Annotated in this window: 13 protein-coding genes; 10 read left to right on the top strand and 3 right to left on the bottom strand. The window is 71.3% G+C overall.

Annotated elements, in window-relative coordinates:
- Nucleotides 1-104: 104 nt before the first annotated feature.
- From IEY87_RS09085 to qcrB, 9 genes are all read left to right on the top strand, one after another.
- A complete protein-coding gene (locus IEY87_RS09085; protein WP_189138024.1) occupies nucleotides 105-3,773 on the top strand; it encodes a nitrate reductase subunit alpha in 3,669 nt (1,222 codons plus the stop codon).
- Nucleotides 3,773-5,428 (top strand): nitrate reductase subunit beta, encoded by a 1,656-nt coding sequence (gene narH / locus IEY87_RS09080; protein WP_189138023.1) that lies wholly within the window; start codon nucleotides 3,773-3,775, stop codon nucleotides 5,426-5,428. Before IEY87_RS09085 ends, narH begins: the two co-directional genes overlap by 1 nt.
- Nucleotides 5,425-6,051: a nitrate reductase molybdenum cofactor assembly chaperone gene (narJ, locus tag IEY87_RS09075; RefSeq protein WP_189138022.1), complete on the top strand. Its 627-nt coding sequence runs from the start codon at nucleotides 5,425-5,427 to the stop codon at nucleotides 6,049-6,051. The genes narH and narJ overlap by 4 nt, the downstream gene beginning before the upstream one ends.
- Nucleotides 6,048-6,770, top strand: coding sequence for a respiratory nitrate reductase subunit gamma (gene narI, locus IEY87_RS09070; RefSeq protein WP_189138021.1), 723 nt, complete (start codon nucleotides 6,048-6,050; stop codon nucleotides 6,768-6,770). The genes narJ and narI overlap by 4 nt, the downstream gene beginning before the upstream one ends.
- 71 nt (nucleotides 6,771-6,841) lie before the next feature.
- Nucleotides 6,842-7,135: a DUF3040 domain-containing protein gene (locus tag IEY87_RS09065; RefSeq protein ID WP_189138020.1), complete on the top strand. Its 294-nt coding sequence runs from the start codon at nucleotides 6,842-6,844 to the stop codon at nucleotides 7,133-7,135.
- 19 nt (nucleotides 7,136-7,154) lie between these two features.
- Nucleotides 7,155-7,727 carry a TetR/AcrR family transcriptional regulator gene (locus IEY87_RS09060; protein WP_189138019.1) on the top strand — a complete coding sequence of 191 codons (573 nt, stop codon included), beginning with the start codon at nucleotides 7,155-7,157 and terminating at the stop codon, nucleotides 7,725-7,727.
- 63 nt (nucleotides 7,728-7,790) lie between these two features.
- Complete coding sequence (locus IEY87_RS09055) at nucleotides 7,791-8,810, top strand: SDR family oxidoreductase (protein ID WP_225277718.1); 1,020 nt, start codon at nucleotides 7,791-7,793, stop codon at nucleotides 8,808-8,810.
- Between the two features lie 157 nt (nucleotides 8,811-8,967).
- Nucleotides 8,968-9,921 (top strand): S1C family serine protease, encoded by a 954-nt coding sequence (locus tag IEY87_RS09050; protein WP_225277717.1) that lies wholly within the window; start codon nucleotides 8,968-8,970, stop codon nucleotides 9,919-9,921.
- Nucleotides 9,922-10,039: 118 nt separating this feature from the next.
- Nucleotides 10,040-11,653, top strand: a complete 1,614-nt coding sequence (gene qcrB, locus IEY87_RS09045) for a cytochrome bc1 complex cytochrome b subunit (protein WP_189138017.1) — start codon at nucleotides 10,040-10,042, stop codon at nucleotides 11,651-11,653.
- A gap of 21 nt (nucleotides 11,654-11,674) precedes the next feature.
- Here qcrB and IEY87_RS09040 read toward each other — a convergent pair whose 3' ends face one another.
- On the bottom strand, nucleotides 11,675-13,003 hold the full coding sequence (locus IEY87_RS09040) for a M14 family zinc carboxypeptidase (protein WP_225277716.1): 1,329 nt from the start codon (nucleotides 13,001-13,003) through the stop codon (nucleotides 11,675-11,677).
- Between the two features lie 125 nt (nucleotides 13,004-13,128).
- On the opposite strand from IEY87_RS09040, the gene IEY87_RS09035 reads away from it, so the two are divergent.
- The gene (locus IEY87_RS09035; protein ID WP_225277715.1) at nucleotides 13,129-14,625 is read left to right on the top strand and encodes an amidohydrolase; all 1,497 of its coding nucleotides are present in this window, start codon (nucleotides 13,129-13,131) and stop codon (nucleotides 14,623-14,625) included.
- Nucleotides 14,626-14,664: 39 nt separating this feature from the next.
- Here the strand turns inward: IEY87_RS09035 and IEY87_RS09030 are convergent, their stop codons facing one another.
- A complete protein-coding gene (locus IEY87_RS09030) occupies nucleotides 14,665-16,239 on the bottom strand; it encodes an ABC transporter substrate-binding protein (RefSeq protein ID WP_189138015.1) in 1,575 nt (524 codons plus the stop codon).
- Between the two features lie 47 nt (nucleotides 16,240-16,286).
- Nucleotides 16,287-18,281, bottom strand: coding sequence for a hypothetical protein (locus IEY87_RS09025; RefSeq protein ID WP_189138014.1), 1,995 nt, complete (start codon nucleotides 18,279-18,281; stop codon nucleotides 16,287-16,289).
- Nucleotides 18,282-18,310 lie beyond the last annotated feature (29 nt).

Here is an 18,310-nt window from a genome sequence, read left to right as displayed (position 1 = left end):
CCTGACAACGTGAAAAGGGCTCCGGCAAGCTGGCCGAAGTCACGGATTAAACCCCTGCTAGCGGGCATGTCCGGGCTTATCGCCCGAGATGAAGGAGTGCACTCATGACGGGTATGGACGGACCGGTCAGCGACGCCCTGCTGAAACTGGGCCGGCACCTGCGTCCCGGCACCGTGTCCGAGGATCTGCGCACTCTGCACCAGATCGGCGGCCGGCAGGGCGACGTCTTCTACCGTGACCGGTGGAGCCACGACAAGGTGGTCCGCTCCACGCACGGCGTGAACTGCACCGGATCGTGCTCGTGGAAGGTGTACGTCAAGGACGGCGTGATCACCTGGGAGGCGCAGCAGACCGACTACCCGAGCGTGGGCGGCGACCGGCCCGAGTACGAGCCGCGCGGCTGCCCCCGGGGAGCCGCCTTCTCCTGGTACACCTACTCCCCCACCCGGGTCCGCTTCCCGTACGCCAGGGGCGTGCTGGTGGAGATGTACCGCGAGGCGAAGGCCAGGCTGGGCGACCCGGTCGCCGCCTGGGCGGAGATCACCACGGACCCGGTCAAGCGCCGCCGCTACCAGTCGGGCCGGGGCAAGGGCGGCCTGGTGCGCGTCACCTGGGACGAGGCCACCGAGATCATCGCCGCGGCGCACGTGCACACCATCAAGACCTACGGCCCCGACCGGGTGGCCGGGTTCTCCCCGATCCCCGCCATGTCGATGGCCTCGCACGCGGTCGGCGCCCGGTTCGTCTCGCTGATCGGCGGCGCGATGCTGTCGTTCTACGACTGGTACGCCGACCTGCCGGTGGCCTCCCCGCAGGTGTTCGGCGACCAGACCGACGTGCCGGAGTCGGCGGACTGGTGGGACGCCTCCTACCTGATGCTGTGGGGCTCGAACGTGCCCGTCACCCGCACGCCCGACGCGCACTTCATGGCCGAGGCGCGCTACCGGGGTCAGAAGGTGGTCGTGCTGTCGCCCGACTACAGCGACGCCTCCAAGTTCGCCGACGAGTGGCTCGCGCCGAACCCCGGCACCGACGGCGCCCTGGCCATGGCGATGGGGCACGTCATCCTCAAGGAGTTCTTCGTCGACTCTGCCACGCCGGCCTTCACCGACTACGTCAAGCGCTTCACCGACCTGCCGTTCCTGGTCCGGCTGCGCGAGCGGGACGGCGCGTACCTGCCGGACAAGTTCCTCACCGCCGCCGATCTCGGCCAGGAGGGCAAGGAGGCGGCGTTCGCCACGGTGCTGCTGGACGCGCGGACCGGCGAGCCGGTCGTGCCGAACGGCTCGCTCGCCTTCCGCTACGCCGAGGAGGGCAAGGGCCGCTGGAACCTGGACCTCGGCGAGGTGGACCCGCTGCTGACCGTCCAGGGCGGCGAGGCGGTGCCGGTCGCGCTGCCGCGCTTCGACGGCCTCGGCGACGGCGTGCTGCAGCGCGGCGTGCCCGTACGACAGGTCGGGGAGCACCTGGTCACCACGGTGTACGACCTGATGCTGGCGCAGTACGGCGTCGCCCGTGACGGGCTGCCGGGCCGGTGGCCGGCCGGTTACGACGACGCGGCCGAGCCGTACACGCCGGCCTGGCAGGAGGCGTTCACCGGCGTCCCGGCGGTCGCGGCGACCCGCATCGCCAGGGAGTTCGCCCGCAACGCGGAGCAGTCCGGCGGCCGATCCATGATCATCATGGGCGCGGGGACGAACCACTGGTTCCACTCCGACACGATCTACCGCTCGTTCCTGGCGCTGACCACGCTGACCGGCTGCCAGGGCGTCAACGGCGGCGGCTGGGCGCATTACGTCGGCCAGGAGAAGTGCCGGCCGACCACCGGGTGGGCGCAGCTCGCCGCCGCCGCCGACTGGTCGCGTCCGCCGAGGCAGATGATCGGCACCGCCTACTGGTACCTGCACACCGACCAGTGGCGCTACGACACCTTCTCCGCCGACGTCGTCTCCTCCTCACTCGGGGACGGCGCGTTCACCGGCAAGTCCACCGCCGACCTGCTGTCCCAGTCGGCGCGGCTGGGCTGGATGCCGTCCTACCCGACCTTCGACCGCAACCCGCTCGACCTGGCCGACGAGGCCGCCGCCGCAGGACAGGAGGTCGGGCCGTACATCACCGGCGAAGTCACCTCGGGCCGGCTCGGCTTCGCCTGCGAGGACCCGGACGCGCCGGAGAACTGGCCACGGGTGCTGACCGTGTGGCGGGCCAACCTGCTCGGCTCGTCGGCCAAGGGCAACGAGTACTTCCTGCGCCACCTGCTGGGCACCGACTCGTCCGTACGGGCCGAGGAGGCCGGGCCCGAGCAGCGGCCTTCGAGCGTCGCCTGGCCGGAGGAGGCGCCCAGGGGCAAGCTCGACCTGCTGCTGTCGCTGGACTTCCGGATGACCTCGACCACGCTGTTCTCCGACATCGTGCTGCCGGCCGCCACGTGGTACGAGAAGCACGACCTGTCGTCCACCGACATGCACCCGTTCGTGCACGCCTTCACCCCGGCGATCGACCCGCCGTGGCAGACCCGGACCGACTTCGCCGCCTTCCACGCCATCGCCACCGCCTTCAGCGCCCTGGCGAAGACCCATCTCGGCACCCGTACGGACCTGGTGGCGGTGCCGTTGCTGCACGACACGCCGGACGAGCTGGCCAACCCGCACGGGCGGGTGCGCGACTGGCGGGTGACCGGCGACGTGCCCACGCCGGGGGTCGACTTTCCCAAGCTGGTCACGGTGGAGCGTGACTACGGCGCGGTCGCGGACAAGATGGCCGCGCTCGGCCCGCTGCTCGAACGGCTCGGCGCGACGACCAAGGGGCTGACGTTCGACGTCTCCGGCGAGATCGGGCGGATCGCCCGGATGAACGGCACCGTCCGGGGCGGCGTCGCCGACGGCCGGCCGTCCCTGGCCCGCGACAGCGACCTGTGCGAGGCCATCCTGGCCCTGTCCGGCACCACCAACGGGCACCTGGCCGCCCAGGGGTTCGCCACGCTGGGCCGTCGTACGGGGACGTCCTTCGAGGGCCTGGCCGACGAGCACAAGCAGATCACCTTCGCCGACACCCAGGCCAGACCGGTGCCGGTGATCACCTCGCCCGAATGGTCGGGCAGCGAGACCGACGGGCGGCGCTACTCGGCGTTCACCATCAACGTCGAGCACCGCAAACCCTGGCACACCCTCACCGGCCGCCAGCACTTCTACCTGGACCACGACTGGATGCACGAGGCGGGCGAGGCGCTGCCGGTCTACCGGCCGCCGCTGAACATGACCGCGATGTTCGGCGAGCCCAGCCTCGGGGGCAGCGGCATCGGGGACAGCGGCGAGAACGGCGTCACCGTGCGCTATCTGACCCCGCACTCCAAGTGGTCCATCCACTCCGAATATCAGGACAACCTGCTCATGCTGACCCTGTCGCGCGGCGGGCCGACCATCTGGATGAGCCCGGCCGACGCGGCCAAGGCCAAGGTCCGCGACAACGACTGGGTCGAGGCGGTCAACCGCAACGGCGTCGTGGTGGCCCGCGCGATCGTCTCGCACCGCATGCCCGAGGGGACGGTGTACATGTACCACGCGCAGGAACGCGTCGTGGACGTGCCCAAGAGCGAGACGTCGGGGCGGCGCGGCGGCATCCACAACTCGCTGACCCGGCTGCTGGTCAAGCCCACGCACCTGATCGGCGGGTACGCCCAGCTGTCGTTCGCGTTCAACTATCTCGGGCCCACCGGCAACCAGCGAGACGAGATCACCGTGATCCGCCGCCGCTCTCAGGAGGTCGATTACTGATGAGGATCATGGCGCAGCTGGCCATGGTGATGAACCTGGACAAGTGCATCGGCTGCCACACCTGTTCCGTCACCTGCAAGCAGGCCTGGACCAACCGGGCGGGCACCGAGTACGTCTGGTTCAACAACGTCGAGACCCGGCCCGGGCAGGGCTATCCGCGCACCTACCAGGACCAGGACAAGTGGAAGGGCGGCTGGGAGCTGAACCGGCGCGGCCGGCTCAAGCTGAAGGCGGGCGGGCGGCTGCGCAAGCTGCTCACCATCTTCGCCAATCCGCTCATGCCCTCCATCAACGACTACTACGAGCCCTGGACCTACGACTACGACCGGCTCTTCTCCGCCCCGGCCACCGAGGACACGCCCGTCGCCCGGCCCAGGTCGCTCATCTCCGGCGAGCCCACGAAGATCACCTGGAGCGCGAACTGGGACGACGACCTGGCCGGCGGCCCCGAGCTGGCCCCCGCCGACCCGGTGCTGCGCAAGCTGTCTGACCAGGTCAAGCTGGAGTTCGAGCAGGCGTTCATGTTCTACCTGCCGCGCATCTGCGAGCACTGCCTGAACCCCTCGTGCGTGGCCTCCTGCCCGTCCGGCGCCATGTACAAGCGGGCCGAGGACGGCATCGTGCTGGTCGACCAGGACCGCTGCCGTGGCTGGCGGATGTGCGTGACGGGCTGCCCGTACAAGAAGGTGTATTTCAACCACCGCACCGGCAAAGCCGAGAAATGCACGTTCTGCTATCCCCGGGTCGAGGTGGGGCTGCCCACCGTCTGCTCCGAGACGTGCGTGGGGCGGCTGCGCTATATCGGCATCATTCTGTACGACGCGGACAAGGTCGCCGAGGCCGCGAGCGTGCCCGACGAGAAGGATCTGTACGAGGCGCAGAAGGGCGTGCTGCTGGACCCGCACGACCCCGAGGTGATCGCCGGGGCCCGGGCGGCGGGCATCCCCGAGGACTGGCTGGAGGCGGCCAGGAGCTCCCCGATCCACAAGCTGATCTTCGAGTTCGGGGTGGCGCTGCCGCTGCACCCGGAGTACCGGACGATGCCGATGGTCTGGTACATCCCGCCGCTGTCGCCCGTGGTGGACATTCTTGCGAAGACCGGGCATGACGGCGAGGACGCGGGCAACCTGTTCGGCGCCATCGACGCGCTGCGCATCCCGGTGGAGTACCTCGCGGAGCTGTTCACCGCCGGTGACCCCGGGCCGGTCAAGGGCGTGCTGAACCGGCTGGCCGCGATGCGCTCGTACATGCGCCGCATCAACCTCGGCCAGACCCCCGACGAGTCGATCGCCACCGCCGTCGGGATGAACGGCCGGCAGATCGAGGACATGCACCGGCTGCTGGCCCTCGCCCCCTACGACGAGCGGTACGTCATCCCCAAGGCGCACGCCGAGCAGGGCCACCAGCTGGAGGAGCTGGCCACCCAGTGCAGCCTCGACTACGAGGGCGGCCCCGGCATGAACGGCCCGTTCGGCGAGGCGTCCGGGATGCCCTCCCCGGTGGCGGTGGAGAACTTCCACGCGCTGCGCGAGCGGCAGGCGGGCGACGAGCTGGACGACGCCAACGAGCTGCGCGGCCGGGTCAACCTCCTCAACTGGGACGGCAAGGGAACTCCCGAAGGGCTGTTCCCCAAGCGGAACGGGGACGGCTCATGACGGCTCTGCGCGAGAGCGAGCTGCGCACCGCCCACCTGGTGGCCTCGGTGCTGCTCGGCTACCCCGACGAGCGGTTGTACGGCGCCCGTCAGGTGCTGGCCGAGGCGGTGGCCACGCTGCCCGCCGGGGAGGTGCGCGAGCGTCTGACCCGCTTCCTCGACCACGCCGCCGGCACCGTCCAGAGCGACCTGGCCGCCCACTACGTGGCGACCTTCGATCTCAAGCGGCGCTGCTGCCCGTACCTGACGTACTACTCCTACGGTGACACCCGCAAGCGCGGCGGGGCGCTGCTGCGCTTCAAGCACGCGCTGCGCGCGGCGGGTTTCGAGCTCGCGGACGGCGAGCTGCCCGATCATGTGGCGGTGGTGTGCGAGCTGTCGGCCCGGGGCGCGGTGCGGGAGGCGCGCCGCCTGCTGCAGGAGCACCGGGCGGGGCTGGAGCTGCTGCGCACGGCGCTGGCGGACGAGCGCTCGCCGTACGCGGACGTGGTGGCCGCCGTCGCGGCCACGCTGCCGCCCGCCGGGCGGCGCGAGCAGGAGGCGGCGCTGCGGCTGGCGGCCGAGGGCCCGCCGGCCGAGGAAGTCGGACTGGAACCCTACGCCGTCATGGAGGCATCCCGGTGAGCATCCTGTTGTGGGTGGTGGCGCCGTACGTGGCGCTGACGCTGTTCGTGCTCGGGCACCTCTGGCGCTACCGCTATGACAAGTTCGGCTGGACCACCCGCTCGTCCCAGATGTACGAGTCGCGGCTGCTGCGCATCGGCAGCCCGCTGTTCCACTTCGGCATCCTGGTCGTGCTGCTCGGCCACATCGGCGGGCTGGTCATCCCGAAGAGCTGGACCGAGGCGGTGGGCGTCAGCGAGGCCGCCTACCACGTGGTCGCCGTGGTGCTCGGCACCATCGCGGGCATCGCCACCCTGGGCGGCCTGGCGATCCTCATCTACCGGCGGCGCACCGTCGGGCCGGTGTTCACCGCGACCACGCGCAACGACAAGCTCATGTACGCGGTCCTCGGGATCACCATCGTGCTCGGCCTGGCCGCCACGGTCGCGGCCAACATCCTCGGGGGCGGCTACGACTACCGCACCACCATCTCGCCCTGGTTCCGGTCGATCTTCTTCTTCCGCCCGGAGCCGGCGCTGATGGCGGGGGCGCCGCCGCTGTTCCAGCTGCACGCGTTGAGCGCGCTGGTGCTGTTCGCCATCTGGCCGTTCACCCGGCTGGTGCACATGCTCACCGCGCCCATCGGCTATCTGACCCGGCCCTACGTGGTCTACCGCAGCCGCGACGAGCAGCCGACCGGCACCCGCCCGCCCCGGCGCGGCTGGGAGCCGTCCCGCTGACACTTCTCTCCACGGACAGAAAGTCGCATACTGCAATAAAGGGGGTTAAATCAGGAGGCGACATCGCGGTCATGGGCCTTTCACGTGAGGAAGAACGAGCGCTTCAGGAGATCGAGGAGCAACTGGCCTTCGACGACCCCGATCTCGACGCCCTGCTGACCAGCGCACAGCCCGCGCAGCCCGCAACGCCCGCGCGCGAGCGGAAGTTCTCGATGGGCCTGGCCGCGTGGTGGGTACTCGCCGTCCTGGCCTACCTGGTGTTCGTGATCGGCCTGGTCATGACGGTGGCGACGCCCCCGGAGGGGGCCTGTCACGGCGGTCCCTGCGAGCAGCCTGTAGTCCCCAAAATTGGACAGATTATGTAGATCGGTCTAGTTTATCGGCATGGCGGTCAAGGGAGACCAGACGCGTGCGCGGTTGATCGACGCCGCGCGCACGCTGGTGGAGGCGCGGGGCTACTTCGGCACCGGCCTCAACGAGGTGATCGAGGCGGGCAAGGCCCCCAGGGGTTCGCTCTACCACCATTTCCCCGGTGGCAAGGATCAGCTGACCGCCGAGGCGCTCGCCGTCTCCGCGCGGGAGATCGACACGGTGATCGGCGACCTGGCGGAGCGCGCTCCCGACACCAGGGCGCTGGTCGAGGCGCTGCTGGACGCCCTGGCCGACCGGATGCAGGAGGCGGCGTACACCAAGGGCTGCCCGATCGCCACGGTCGCCCTGGAGGTGGCGGCTACCAACGACCCGCTGCAGAAGGTCTGCGCGGACGCCTACGAGGGCTGGCAGCGGGCGCTCGCGGACCGGCTGGTCGCCGACGGGCGCCCGGCCGGGGACGCCGAGGACCTGGCCTGCTCGTTGCTGGCGCTGATCGAGGGGGCGCTGGTCCTGGCCCGCGCCCAGCGCAGCCGGACCCCGATCGAGCGGGCCCGGCGCACCGCGGGCGCCCTGCTCGGCTCGTGACTTTCGCGGGTTGTCGCATGCCGTCAAAATATGTAGATCGGTCTACAGGAAAGAGTGGTCATCGTGCAGGAACCGGACACCCTGGTCGTCGGCGCGACCGGCTTCATCGGCCGATGGCTGACGGCGGAGCTGCTGACGCGGGGCCGGACGGTCGCCGCGACCGTCCGCGGCGGTCCCACCCGCGAGACCGAGCTACGCACCTGGCTACGCGACCACGACGTGAACGACCAGGCGCTCACCGTCGTCCCGGCCGACGTCGGGCTCTCCCGCGAGGACCCGCTGGACTCCGTACGGGATGTCTTCAACGCCGCCGGCGCCTACCGCTTCGGGATGAGCCGGGGCGAGGCCGAGCGCGCCAACGTCCACGGCGCCCTGAACGTCCTGCGCTGGGCCGGTGCGCGCCCGCACCTGCGGCGCCTGGTCCACGTCTCCGGCTACCGGGTCGCCGAGACACTGTCCTACCCCGCCGACGCGGACCGGCTGACCGAGCTCTACCGGCGCTACGGCGCGTACGAGGCGTCGAAGCGCGAGGGCGACGCGGCGGTGCGCGCCCTCGCCGCCCAGGAGGGGATCCCGCTGACCGTGGTCAATCCCGCCACCGTGATCGGGCACTCGGTCACCGGCGAGGCCGGGCAGTATCTCGGCCTGGCCGGCCTGGTTCGGCAGCTGTGGACCGGACGCCTCCCGGCACTGCCCGGCACCCGGCGCACGTTCGTCCCGGTGGTCACCGTCGACCACCTGGCCCGCTTCCTGGCCGCCGTGCCCGCGCACGACCATGAGCCGTACCGCGCCCACTGGCTCCTCGACGACGCCACCCCGGAGCTGCCCGACCTGGTCGCGCTCCTGGCGCGCCACCTCGGGGTGCGCGCCCCGCGCCTGCTCCTGCCCGTCGCGCTCGTACGGCGACTGCCCCGCGCGCTGACCGGAGCCGACCCCGAGACGCTGACGTTCCTGTCCGAGGACCGCTACGACACCTCGTCGGCCGACGCCGTCGGGCTGCGCCACCCGCCCGTGGCCGACGCCCTGCGCCGCTGGGCCGACCGGCTGGTCGCCGACCGGTTCGGCCAAGTTCAGCCCCACTGAGCAAAGAATCGGACTGTTTCCCCAGGTCATGGCTATTTGACCCGTTCCTGCCGGGTAAGCATTCGCCATGTGCCTGGTTCGGTTCCTCGCAGCGCTGACGGCCCTCGCCTGCCTGGCAGGATGCACGGCGACGGCCAGTCCGCCAGTGAGTCCGCCGGTGAGTCCGTCACCCGCGACCGGGCCGACCGGGAGCACGCCGGCCGCGGACGGCCTGGTCAGCCGCATCCCCGGCATCGTGCGCAAGATGGAGCCGTCGGTGGTGACCATCTTCACCGACAATTCGCTGGGCAGCGGGGTGGTCTACCGTGCCGACGGCATCATCCTGACCAACGAACACGTCGTCGAGAGGCAGCGGCGCGTCCAGGTGGCCTTCGCCGACGGCAAACGGGTCGCCGGCCGGGTGCTGGCCAGGGACGCCCGCACCGACCTGGCCGTGCTCAAGGCCGAGCGGGACGACCTGCACCCGGCCACCTTCCAGCAGAAGCTGCCGGTGCAGGGCGAGCTCGCCCTGGCCCTCGGCAGCCCACTCGGCTTCGAGAACACGGTGACCGCCGGCATCATCTCGGGCCTGGACCGCGAGGTGCCGGACTCGGCGCAGGCGGGCCACGCCCTCGTCGACCTGATCCAGACCGACGCCGCGATCTCGCCCGGCGTCTCCGGCGGCGCGCTGGTGAACGGCCGCGGCGAGGTCGTCGGCATCAACGAGGCCTACATCCCGCCGCAGGAAGGCGCGGTGTCCATCGGCTTCGCGATCCCGGCCGGCACCGTCGTCTGGGCCGTCGAGCAACTGCTCGACAAGGGCAAGGTCACCCATTCCTTCCTCGGCGTCGACCTGCGGACGCTCACCCCGGAGATCGCCCGCTCCCTCGACGTCGAGGCCGAGGCGGGCGCCATCATCATCAGCACGGCCAGGGGCGGCCCCGCCGCGGACGCCGGGCTCCGGCAGGGTGACGTGATCACCGCTTTCGCGGGGCAGCCGGTCCGCAGCTCGGAGGACGTCGTCGACCGGCTGCGCGACCTGCGGCCGGGCACGAAGGCCACGGTCGCGATCCAGCGGGACGGATCCGTCCAGCAGGTCAGCGTCACGATAGGCGAGGCTCCGGCGTCATGAACGGCCGCGTAGCCCGGCAAGGCTTGCCCAAGATGGCCCCCCGACTCGGCGTGGAGTCTCGGCCGATCGCTTGCGACCACGTGCGATGGCGGTCGGGACGGTTGAGAGGAGCCCGTACATGACCAAGATCAGCAAGGCGATCGCGGGACCGAGCAGGTTTCTCGACGACCGGCTGGGCGGGGCGAACTTCCTCAAGCGCAACCTGCGCAAGGTCTTCCCTGACCACTGGTCGTTCCTGCTGGGCGAGATCGCGCTGTACTCGTTCATCATCCTGCTGCTGACCGGCACGTTCCTCACCTTCTGGTACGTCCCGAGCATGCAGCACGTCACCTACGAAGGCCCGTACGCGCCGCTGAAGGGCGTCGAGATGACGGCGGCGTACGCCTCGTCGCTGGCGATCACCTTCGAGGTGCGCGGCGGGCTGCTGCTTCGGCAGATCCACCACTGGGCGGCGTTGCTGTTCATCGGCGGCCTGATGGTGCACATGCTCCGGGTGTTCTTCACCGGCGCCTACCGCAAGCCGCGTGAGCTGAACTGGCTGATCGGCCTCGCCCTGTTCACGCTGGCCCTGGTCGAGGGCCTGACCGGCTACTCGCTGCCGGACGACCTGCTGTCCGGGGCCGGGCTGCGGATCACCCAAGGGGTGATGCTGTCGATCCCGATCATCGGCACGTACCTGTCGTTCTTCCTCTTCAACGGCGAGTACCCGGGCGAGTCGGTGATCCCCCGGTTCTACTCGATCCACATCCTGCTCGTCCCGGGCATCCTGCTGGCGCTCATCACCGCGCACCTGGTCCTGATGTGGGTGCAGAAGCACACCCAGATGCCGGGCAAGGGCCGCACGGAGCAGAACGTGGTCGGCGGGCCCTTGCTCCCCTCCTTCATGGCCAAGGCGGGCGCGTACACTCTGTTCACCCTCGCCGTGCTCACCGGCCTGTCGACCTTCACCCAGATCAACCCCATCTGGTTGTACGGCCCCTACACCCCGTCCGATGTCTCCGCCGGGTCGCAGCCCGACTTCTACATGGGCTTCCTGGAGGGGGCCCTGCGCCTGATGCCCGCCTGGGAGATCAACGCCTTCGGCTTCACGCTGGCCCTCAGCGTGCTGATCCCGGCCCTGGTGCCGCTGGGGCTGATCTTCACCGGCCTGGCGCTCTATCCGTTCCTGGAGCAGTGGATCACCGGCGACCGGCGCGAGCACCACATCGTCGACCGGCCGCGCAACAACCCGCACCGCACGGCCATCGGCGTGTCCGGCGTCACGTTCTTCTCCATCCTCACCATCATGGGCGCGAACGACCTGTTCTCCGCCTTCTTCCACATCCCGCTGTTCGTGACCACCTGGGTCGGCCGGTTCGCGCTCTTCATCGGCCCGGCCATCGCCTACGTCGTCACCTACCGCATCTGCGTCGGCCTGCAGCGCGCCGACGCCCGGGTCCTCGCGCACGGCGTGGAGTCCGGCGTGATCACGCGGCTGCCGCACGGCGAGTTCGTCGAGGTGCACGCGCCGCCGGCCGACGACCTGGAGGCGCACGTGCGCGGGAAGAAGTCGATCCCGATGCTGCCGGGGGCGGACGGCGACGGCCAGGTGCCGCCCGAGACCGCGCGCGGGATGCTCGGCCGGCTCCGCACCAGGATGAGCCGGGCCTACGGCAGCGAGAAGATCCCGCCGAAGGAGGACCACGAAGAACCCAAGGTGCCCGCCGGACGGGACGAGCCGCCGCACCGCTGACGCCTTGTCAGCTTGACCTGGTCAGGCGTGGGCCGCGCCCGCGAGGATGGCGCCGTACTGGATGGCCACCAGGTCGTGGATCGGGATCGTGCGGGCCTCGGTCTCGCTCTCCGCGCACCAGCGCGCGTGCAGCTCGGCCAGCTCGCCGGCCCTGGCGCGGATGACGGGCGTGCCGTTGCCGACGGCCAGCTCGCCCTCCAGCGCCCGCAGCAGGATCCCGCCGAAGCGCAGCCGCGCGCTGGCCAGGCTCTCCCGGCAGGAGAACACCTCGGCCACGGTCGCGGGCCGGTCGGCGGCCGGGTCGCCGGCCCGCAGCTCGTCGGTCTCGGCCCATTCGGCCAGCATCGGCACGAACGCCCTGGCGGCGCTGAGGAACGGCGAGGCCGTCACCAGGTCACCGCCGGCGGCGGACAGCGTCGCGTCCAGGATCTCGTACGTCTCCCGGATCCGCGTGGCCTGCTCCTCGATCAGGTCACGGTAGGAGCGGCTCACGGGCGAGGTGTCGGCGGCCGCCGGCTCGGTCCAGTACGGGATCTCGGCGGTCAGCCCGAGCGTGCCGTACTTCTTGATGTAGGAGTCGCTGGCCGCGCCGCCGATGTGCGGAACAGGGTCCTGCCCGTTGGCCTCCAGGTAGTCGTAGGCGTCCTCCATCGTGGGCGCCTGGTAGATCGCCTGCTCGAAGGAGCGGACCGCCGGATGCTCGGGCTCGCCCGCGTGCAGCGGCACGCCGTACCTGCCGGGCAGCTCCTTCAGTACGGCCTGCAGCGCGGGGACCGGCCGGTTCAGGTAGTAGAAGACGCCGCCGGACTCCCCGTTGTGCAGGGTGGTGAAGAAGGCGGGCCGGGTGTCGTCGATGAGCCGCATGAGGGCCAGCGTCTCGGGGAGCACCCGGTCGAAGTAGGAGCGCTTGTAGGCGAACGGGAAGGTCCACTCCACCTGCTGGTCGGGGGCCGGCCGGTAGAAGTGCCTGCCGTAGTGCGCCTTGGTGAACGGCCCGGCGAACCAGCCCTCGTTGAGGCGGGTGCCGTCCGGGTCGAGGCAGCCGACGATGTGCCAGGTGTAGCCGGTGGCGCGGCGCAGGCCGGGGTCGGTGCAGAGCCGGGTGGCCAGGTGGGTGACGGTCAGGCCGCCGATGGGCTCGTTCGGGTGCGGCCCGGCGGCGACGATCGCGTGCCTGGGGCCGTCACCCACGGTGAGGCAGAGCAGGGGGTCGCCGAGGCGGGAGGTGCCGATCCTGCGCAGGGTGGCCACGCCGGGGTGGCCGTCGGCGAGGGCGGCCAGCGCGGCGTGCACCTCGTCCACGGTGGCGAAGCGGTCATAGGCGGGGACGGAGTCGAGTTCGTCGAGCACACTCCAGTGTGCAGCCAGGCCGGCCGGAGGGCATCGTCGCAGGTCCCAACGTCCCAGATGCCGACTTGTCGGAATCGTCAACCCGGTGAGAGCCTGGCGGTGCCGTCCCTCCTAACGTCATGGCCATGTCCTCCTCTCTCTTGCTGCGTAACGCGCGGCTCGGCCTGCGCGGGCCGATCCGGCACGTCCTGATCACCGGCGGCCGCGTCACCGAGGTGAGCGCCGAGCCTCCCCCCGCCGACGAGTCGGTGGACGTTCAGGGCGCCACGCTGCTGCCCGGACTGTGGGACGCGCACGTGCACGCCGTCCAGTGGGCGCAGGCCCGCCGCCGCGTCGACCTCAGCGCCGCGCGCTCGGCGCGCGAGGCCGTCGCCCTGATGCTGCCCGGCTCCGGCCTCACCGTCGGCTCCGGCCTCGCTGTCGGCTCCAGCCTCACCGTCGGGTACGGCTTCCGCGACGGCCTGTGGCCCGACACCCCCGGCAAGACGATGCTGGAGGCCGCGGCCCCCGGCAGACCCATCGTGATGATCAGCAAGGACCTGCACACCGCCTGGCTCAGCCCCGCCGCGCTGGCCCTCATCGGCAGGGGCGATCACCCGACCGGGGTGCTGCGCGAGCAGGAGTGCTACACGGCCGTGGCCGAGCTGCCCCCGCCGCCGCCGGCCGAACTGGACCGCTGGGTGGCCGAGGCGACCACGGCCGCCGCCGCGCGCGGCGTCGTCGGGATGCAGGACTTCGAGCTGGCCGACAACGTCACCGACTGGACCCGGCGGGCCCGCGAGCACCGCCTGGACGTACGGGTCACCTGCACGATCCCCAAGGGCCGGTTGGCGGAGGCCATCGACCGGGGCCTGCGCACCGGCGAGGTCGTGGCGGGCTCCGGCGGCCTGCTGGAGGTCGGCCCGGTGAAGATCTTCGTGGACGGCTCGCTGAACACCAGGACCGCCTACTGCGAGGCCCCCTACCCCGGCACGAGCTCACACGGGCTGCTGGAGACCCCGCCGGAGGACCTGCGCGCCACGATGGCACGGGCCGCCGCGCACGGCCTGCACCCGGCCGTGCACGCCATCGGCGACCTGGCGGCGGGCATCGCCCTGGACGCCTTCGACAGCGTCGGCTGCCCCGGCCGGATCGAGCACGCCCAGCTGCTCCGGCCGGCGGACTTCGCCAGGTTCGCCAGGCCGGACCTGATCGCGGGAGTGCAGCCCGCACACGCGCCCGACGACAGGGACGTGGCCGACCGGCACTGGCACGGCAGGACCGGCCGGGCCTTCGCCTACGCCGACCTGCTGGCCGCGGGCGCGCGGCTGGAGCTCGGCTCGGACGCGCCCGTCTCGCCGCTGGACCCCTGGGACGGCATCGCCTCCGCGATCGCCAGGACCGACGACGACCGCGCCCCCTGGCACCCCGAGCAGGCGATCCCGCTGACCTCGGCGCTGCCCGCCGCCAGCAGAGGCCGGGCGTGGGTGCGGCCGGGCGACCCCGCCGACCTGATGCTCACCGCGCACGATCCCGCCGACCTCGGCCCGGCCGAGCTGCGCGGCATCGAGATCGTCGGCACCCTGCTCGGCGGCCGGTGGACCCACCGTTCGCCCGCGCTGCTCACCCGCTGTTCCACGTGACGGCTGAGCTCCGGCCGGTGGAGACCCCGGCTCCGTCGGTCAGCACGGTGTCTCGACCGGATAGACCGGGACGGTCCTGGGCTCGCCACCCCCCTGAGCGGGGCAGAGCCGCACGACGGCGGGCACCGAGTCGTCGCGGTTGCCGAAGTTGTCGAAGGTGATGTTCCCGCTGGCGCCGCCGACCGTCACGCCGCCCTGGACGAACCCGCCGATCGCGGCGTTGATCTGGGAGGAGGTGACCGACTGCCGCTCGGGAAGGGTGTTGATCGCGCCGGCGACGGTGGTCATGGCGTCGAAGCCGGCGATCGCCCACCCGCTGTTCAGGTGCGCCGGATCGAAGCGCAGGGTGGCGAACGACTGCCGCAGCGTCGCCATCCCGCCGCCGTCCGGCAGCACGTCCGGATCGGCCAGCGGTGTGTAGACCAGCTTGACGGTTCCGCTCGTGAACGTCGGCGTGCGGAGGATCGCCAGGCGCTGCCCTTCGAGATGCGGGTCGACCTCCTTGCCGCGCAGCCTCGCCGCGTCCGAGGTGCTGACGACGGTGATGCCGGTGAACAGGCACTGCCCGCGTTCGGACTGCTCCGCGAGCCGCTGGAGGAACTGCGGCAGGTGGCTGGCCCGCGCGCCGTAGAAGACGCTCACCTCCCCCGCGCTGGCGCAGATGCGCTGCGCCGACTGCTTCACCGTCGTCACGTCCGCGGGATCGAACTTCACCTCCTGCACCGGCCGGGACCTCGTGTCGAACCTGGCGTGCACGAGGGGCAGCGCCGTGCAGGTGTACGGGTCGTCCATGGTGATCGGCGTCACGACGAACTTGAGCGTCCTCCTGGCCGGCTCCAGATACTTCGCGAGCTGCTCGATCTGCACCGCGTTGCGATAGGAGACGCGGTGAAAGTATCCCCTGCCGACGCCGTTCTTGTAGGTGTGCGAGGGGTCGCAGCGCCCGTAGTCGGGGTTGTCCTGCCGTGAGCCGTTCGCGTCGAACCCCTCGGCCGTGATCACGTCGCTGACCATGGGGATGCGCTTGTCCGCCAGCACCTCGGCGGCGTCGGCGCTCTCCTGAAGGCTCAGCCCCATGCCGACGACGGCGACCACGTCACCGGCGAGCAGCCCGGCCGTCTCGGTCGCCGCCTGCTCCGTGGCTCCCATCTGGGCCACCCGCAGCCGGATCGGGTAGACGCACTCGGCCTTGTTCGCGTTGGCGCTCGCCTGGGCCGCGGTGATGCCTTCGAGCTGGTCCAGGGCCCGGCCGCCGGCTCCCACCGAGGTGAGGGTCAGCAGCACGCCGACCGTCACCGGCTCGGTGCCGGGGGCGCACGAGCCCTCCCGCGCGGCCTCGTTCTGCTGCGCGATCTTCGTCATCACGTCGGCGAGCTCAGGACGACCGAAGGCGTACGGCCCGTCGCTGAGCCCGACGCATTCCCCCGCCTGCTCCCACACCTCGGTCACCGGCAGCCCGGGGCGGCAGGAGAGCCGCTTGGCCAGCGCGGGGGTGAGGATCACCACGCCGGGCACGAGGGTGAGGGCGACGGCCAGGCGCCACCAGGGCACGAACGTCTTCGGAAACCGCCTGGGATTCGGGAAGATCTGCCACAGGTAGGTGGGAGTGTCCAATGTCGTTGGCTCCAGTGGGACGATCCCCGCGCGGGCGGGGTGGTCGGTCAGGCCAGGGAGTCGGCCAGCTTCTGGAAATGCTGGGCGCGTTCGAGGAAGGGCAGGGCGTCGGCGTCGGACAGCCGCCTGCACTCCTCAGCCGCGATGACGTACAGGCCGCGGCGGGTCTCCCGGTCGCTGAGCAGCGGATCGGCGAGCCGATGCACGGCGGTGACAAGCTGGGCGACGGCCGCGCGGCGGGGGTCCGCCGCCCGGTCGGGGTGAGCGGACTCCGGACCGGTGGCACTGCGGGGATCCGCCGCCGGAGCGGTGGCGCTGCGGGGATCCGCCGACGGGTCGGTGGTGCGGAGGCCGGGGGTGGCGACGATTCGGTCGAGGTGCTCCAGCCACGTGGTCCCCGGCATCTCACCCAGGAGCCTCAGCAGCTCATCCACGACGACCTCGTGCTCCCCCAGAGCGAGCTCGTGATGGAGTCTGCCGCGGACGTCATGGTCCTCGGTGTGGTCCCGGAGCCGTTCGAAGACCTTGGTCCAGCTCGCCTGGTGGTTGTCCGGCCGCGCGCTCAGCTCGCGTAACAGCAGGAAGCGTACGAACGGCGCCATCGCCCACCTCTCCGGCTCCGTGGACAGCGGGGTCGGCCACAGGGACGGCGAGCAGAACAGGATCGGCTCGGCGTGCACCGCGTTGCCCAGCAGGGACGTCAGGCACCGCGCCTCATCGGTGTCCCGCGCCCCGGCCAGCGTGATCAGGGCCTCGCGGAGAGGCGCGAGGAGCCGCCGGCGCGGGCTCAGATCCATCGTGATCTTGTCGATCAGGTAGCTCTCCATCGTCTGGCCCGGGTCCGGCACGCGCTCGGCCAGCACCAGTCCCAGCTCGTCGATGAGCGTCGGATCCTCCCGGAGCCGGGCCAGCACCAGGTGGGTGGCCTCGGCGTGCCCGTCGGTGAGCAGCCGGACGGCACGGGTGATGGTGCCGGTGCCGAGCGCGGAGGGCCACGGGGTGAGATCGGTCGCCACCAGGTGCTGGACGGCGTCGGCGGTGAGGCCGTCCAGCAGGACCCGCAGCCACGTCCTGGCCTCGCTCAGGTCGGCGTCGGACAGGCCGGCCAGCGCGGACTCCGGCCATTGCATGGCCCGGCCGCTCAGGCCCGCCGAGTCGGCCAGGAGGTAGCCGCCGCTGGTGGTGATCACGGTCAGCGGGTCCCGGGGCACCTGGTGCCGCGCCAGGAGGTCGCGCACCTTGACCAGGGTCTTCATGAACCGGGCCGCCGAGGGGACGTCGCCGTTGTCGAGCAGCACGACCGCGCGGGACGGGTGGTTGACCGCGCGGTCGAAGCTGCTCCGCAGATCGGCCAGCAGCGCCGCCACCAGCAGCCGGTCGACGTCCTCCTGCACGCCGGCGTCCCGCACGTCGGCCTGAAGGCTCAGACGCACCAGCGCGCGCTCGGGGTCGTGCCGGAAGCCCTGGTCCTGGTGCTCGAACCAGGCCAGCGCGTCCCGCCACAGCAGTCTGGACCGCAGGCCCGACCGGTCCAGCCGCCCGGTCATCTGCTCCAGAGTCACATCCAGGCTCGCGGCATCGAGGCCGAGCGAGCCGGCGGCCATGGCCAGCAGCCTGCGCAGCAGCGTGACCACCAGGCTCCGGTCCTGGTAGGCGTTGATCCGCTCGCGCATGGCCAGCATGCTCTTCTTCGGGTCGGCCACGGTGATCGGGGCGGACATCGCGATGTGCGCCAGCACCACCCGGGGGAAGGCGACCCGGTAGCCGGGCACCTCGGCCGTCAGGCCCAGCATGACGGCGGTGAGCACGGCACGCATGGAGTCGCCGTCGTCGGCCCCGACCAGCGGATCCACCTTGGCGATCGGGGTCCGCTTCGCCCACCGCCGCCAGGTGTCATCGAGGATGTGCGAGCGGCCGGAGCCGCCGATCCCTTCGAGGACCAGGATCGGGCGGGGGAAATCCCGGGGAACCTGGGGGCCGGTCTCCACCTGGATGAACTGGTCGATCAGCGAAACCAGGCTCGACCGTGGCGGAACCTCCATACGTATCCTTCCCGATCCTGACCTCAAGA

Source organism: Nonomuraea glycinis (genome assembly GCF_014646515.1).
Classification (GTDB): Bacteria; Actinomycetota; Actinomycetes; order Streptosporangiales; family Streptosporangiaceae; genus Nonomuraea; species Nonomuraea glycinis.
The sequence above is the reverse complement of the archived record's forward strand: the minus strand, read 5'-3'. Positions and strand labels throughout refer to the sequence as shown.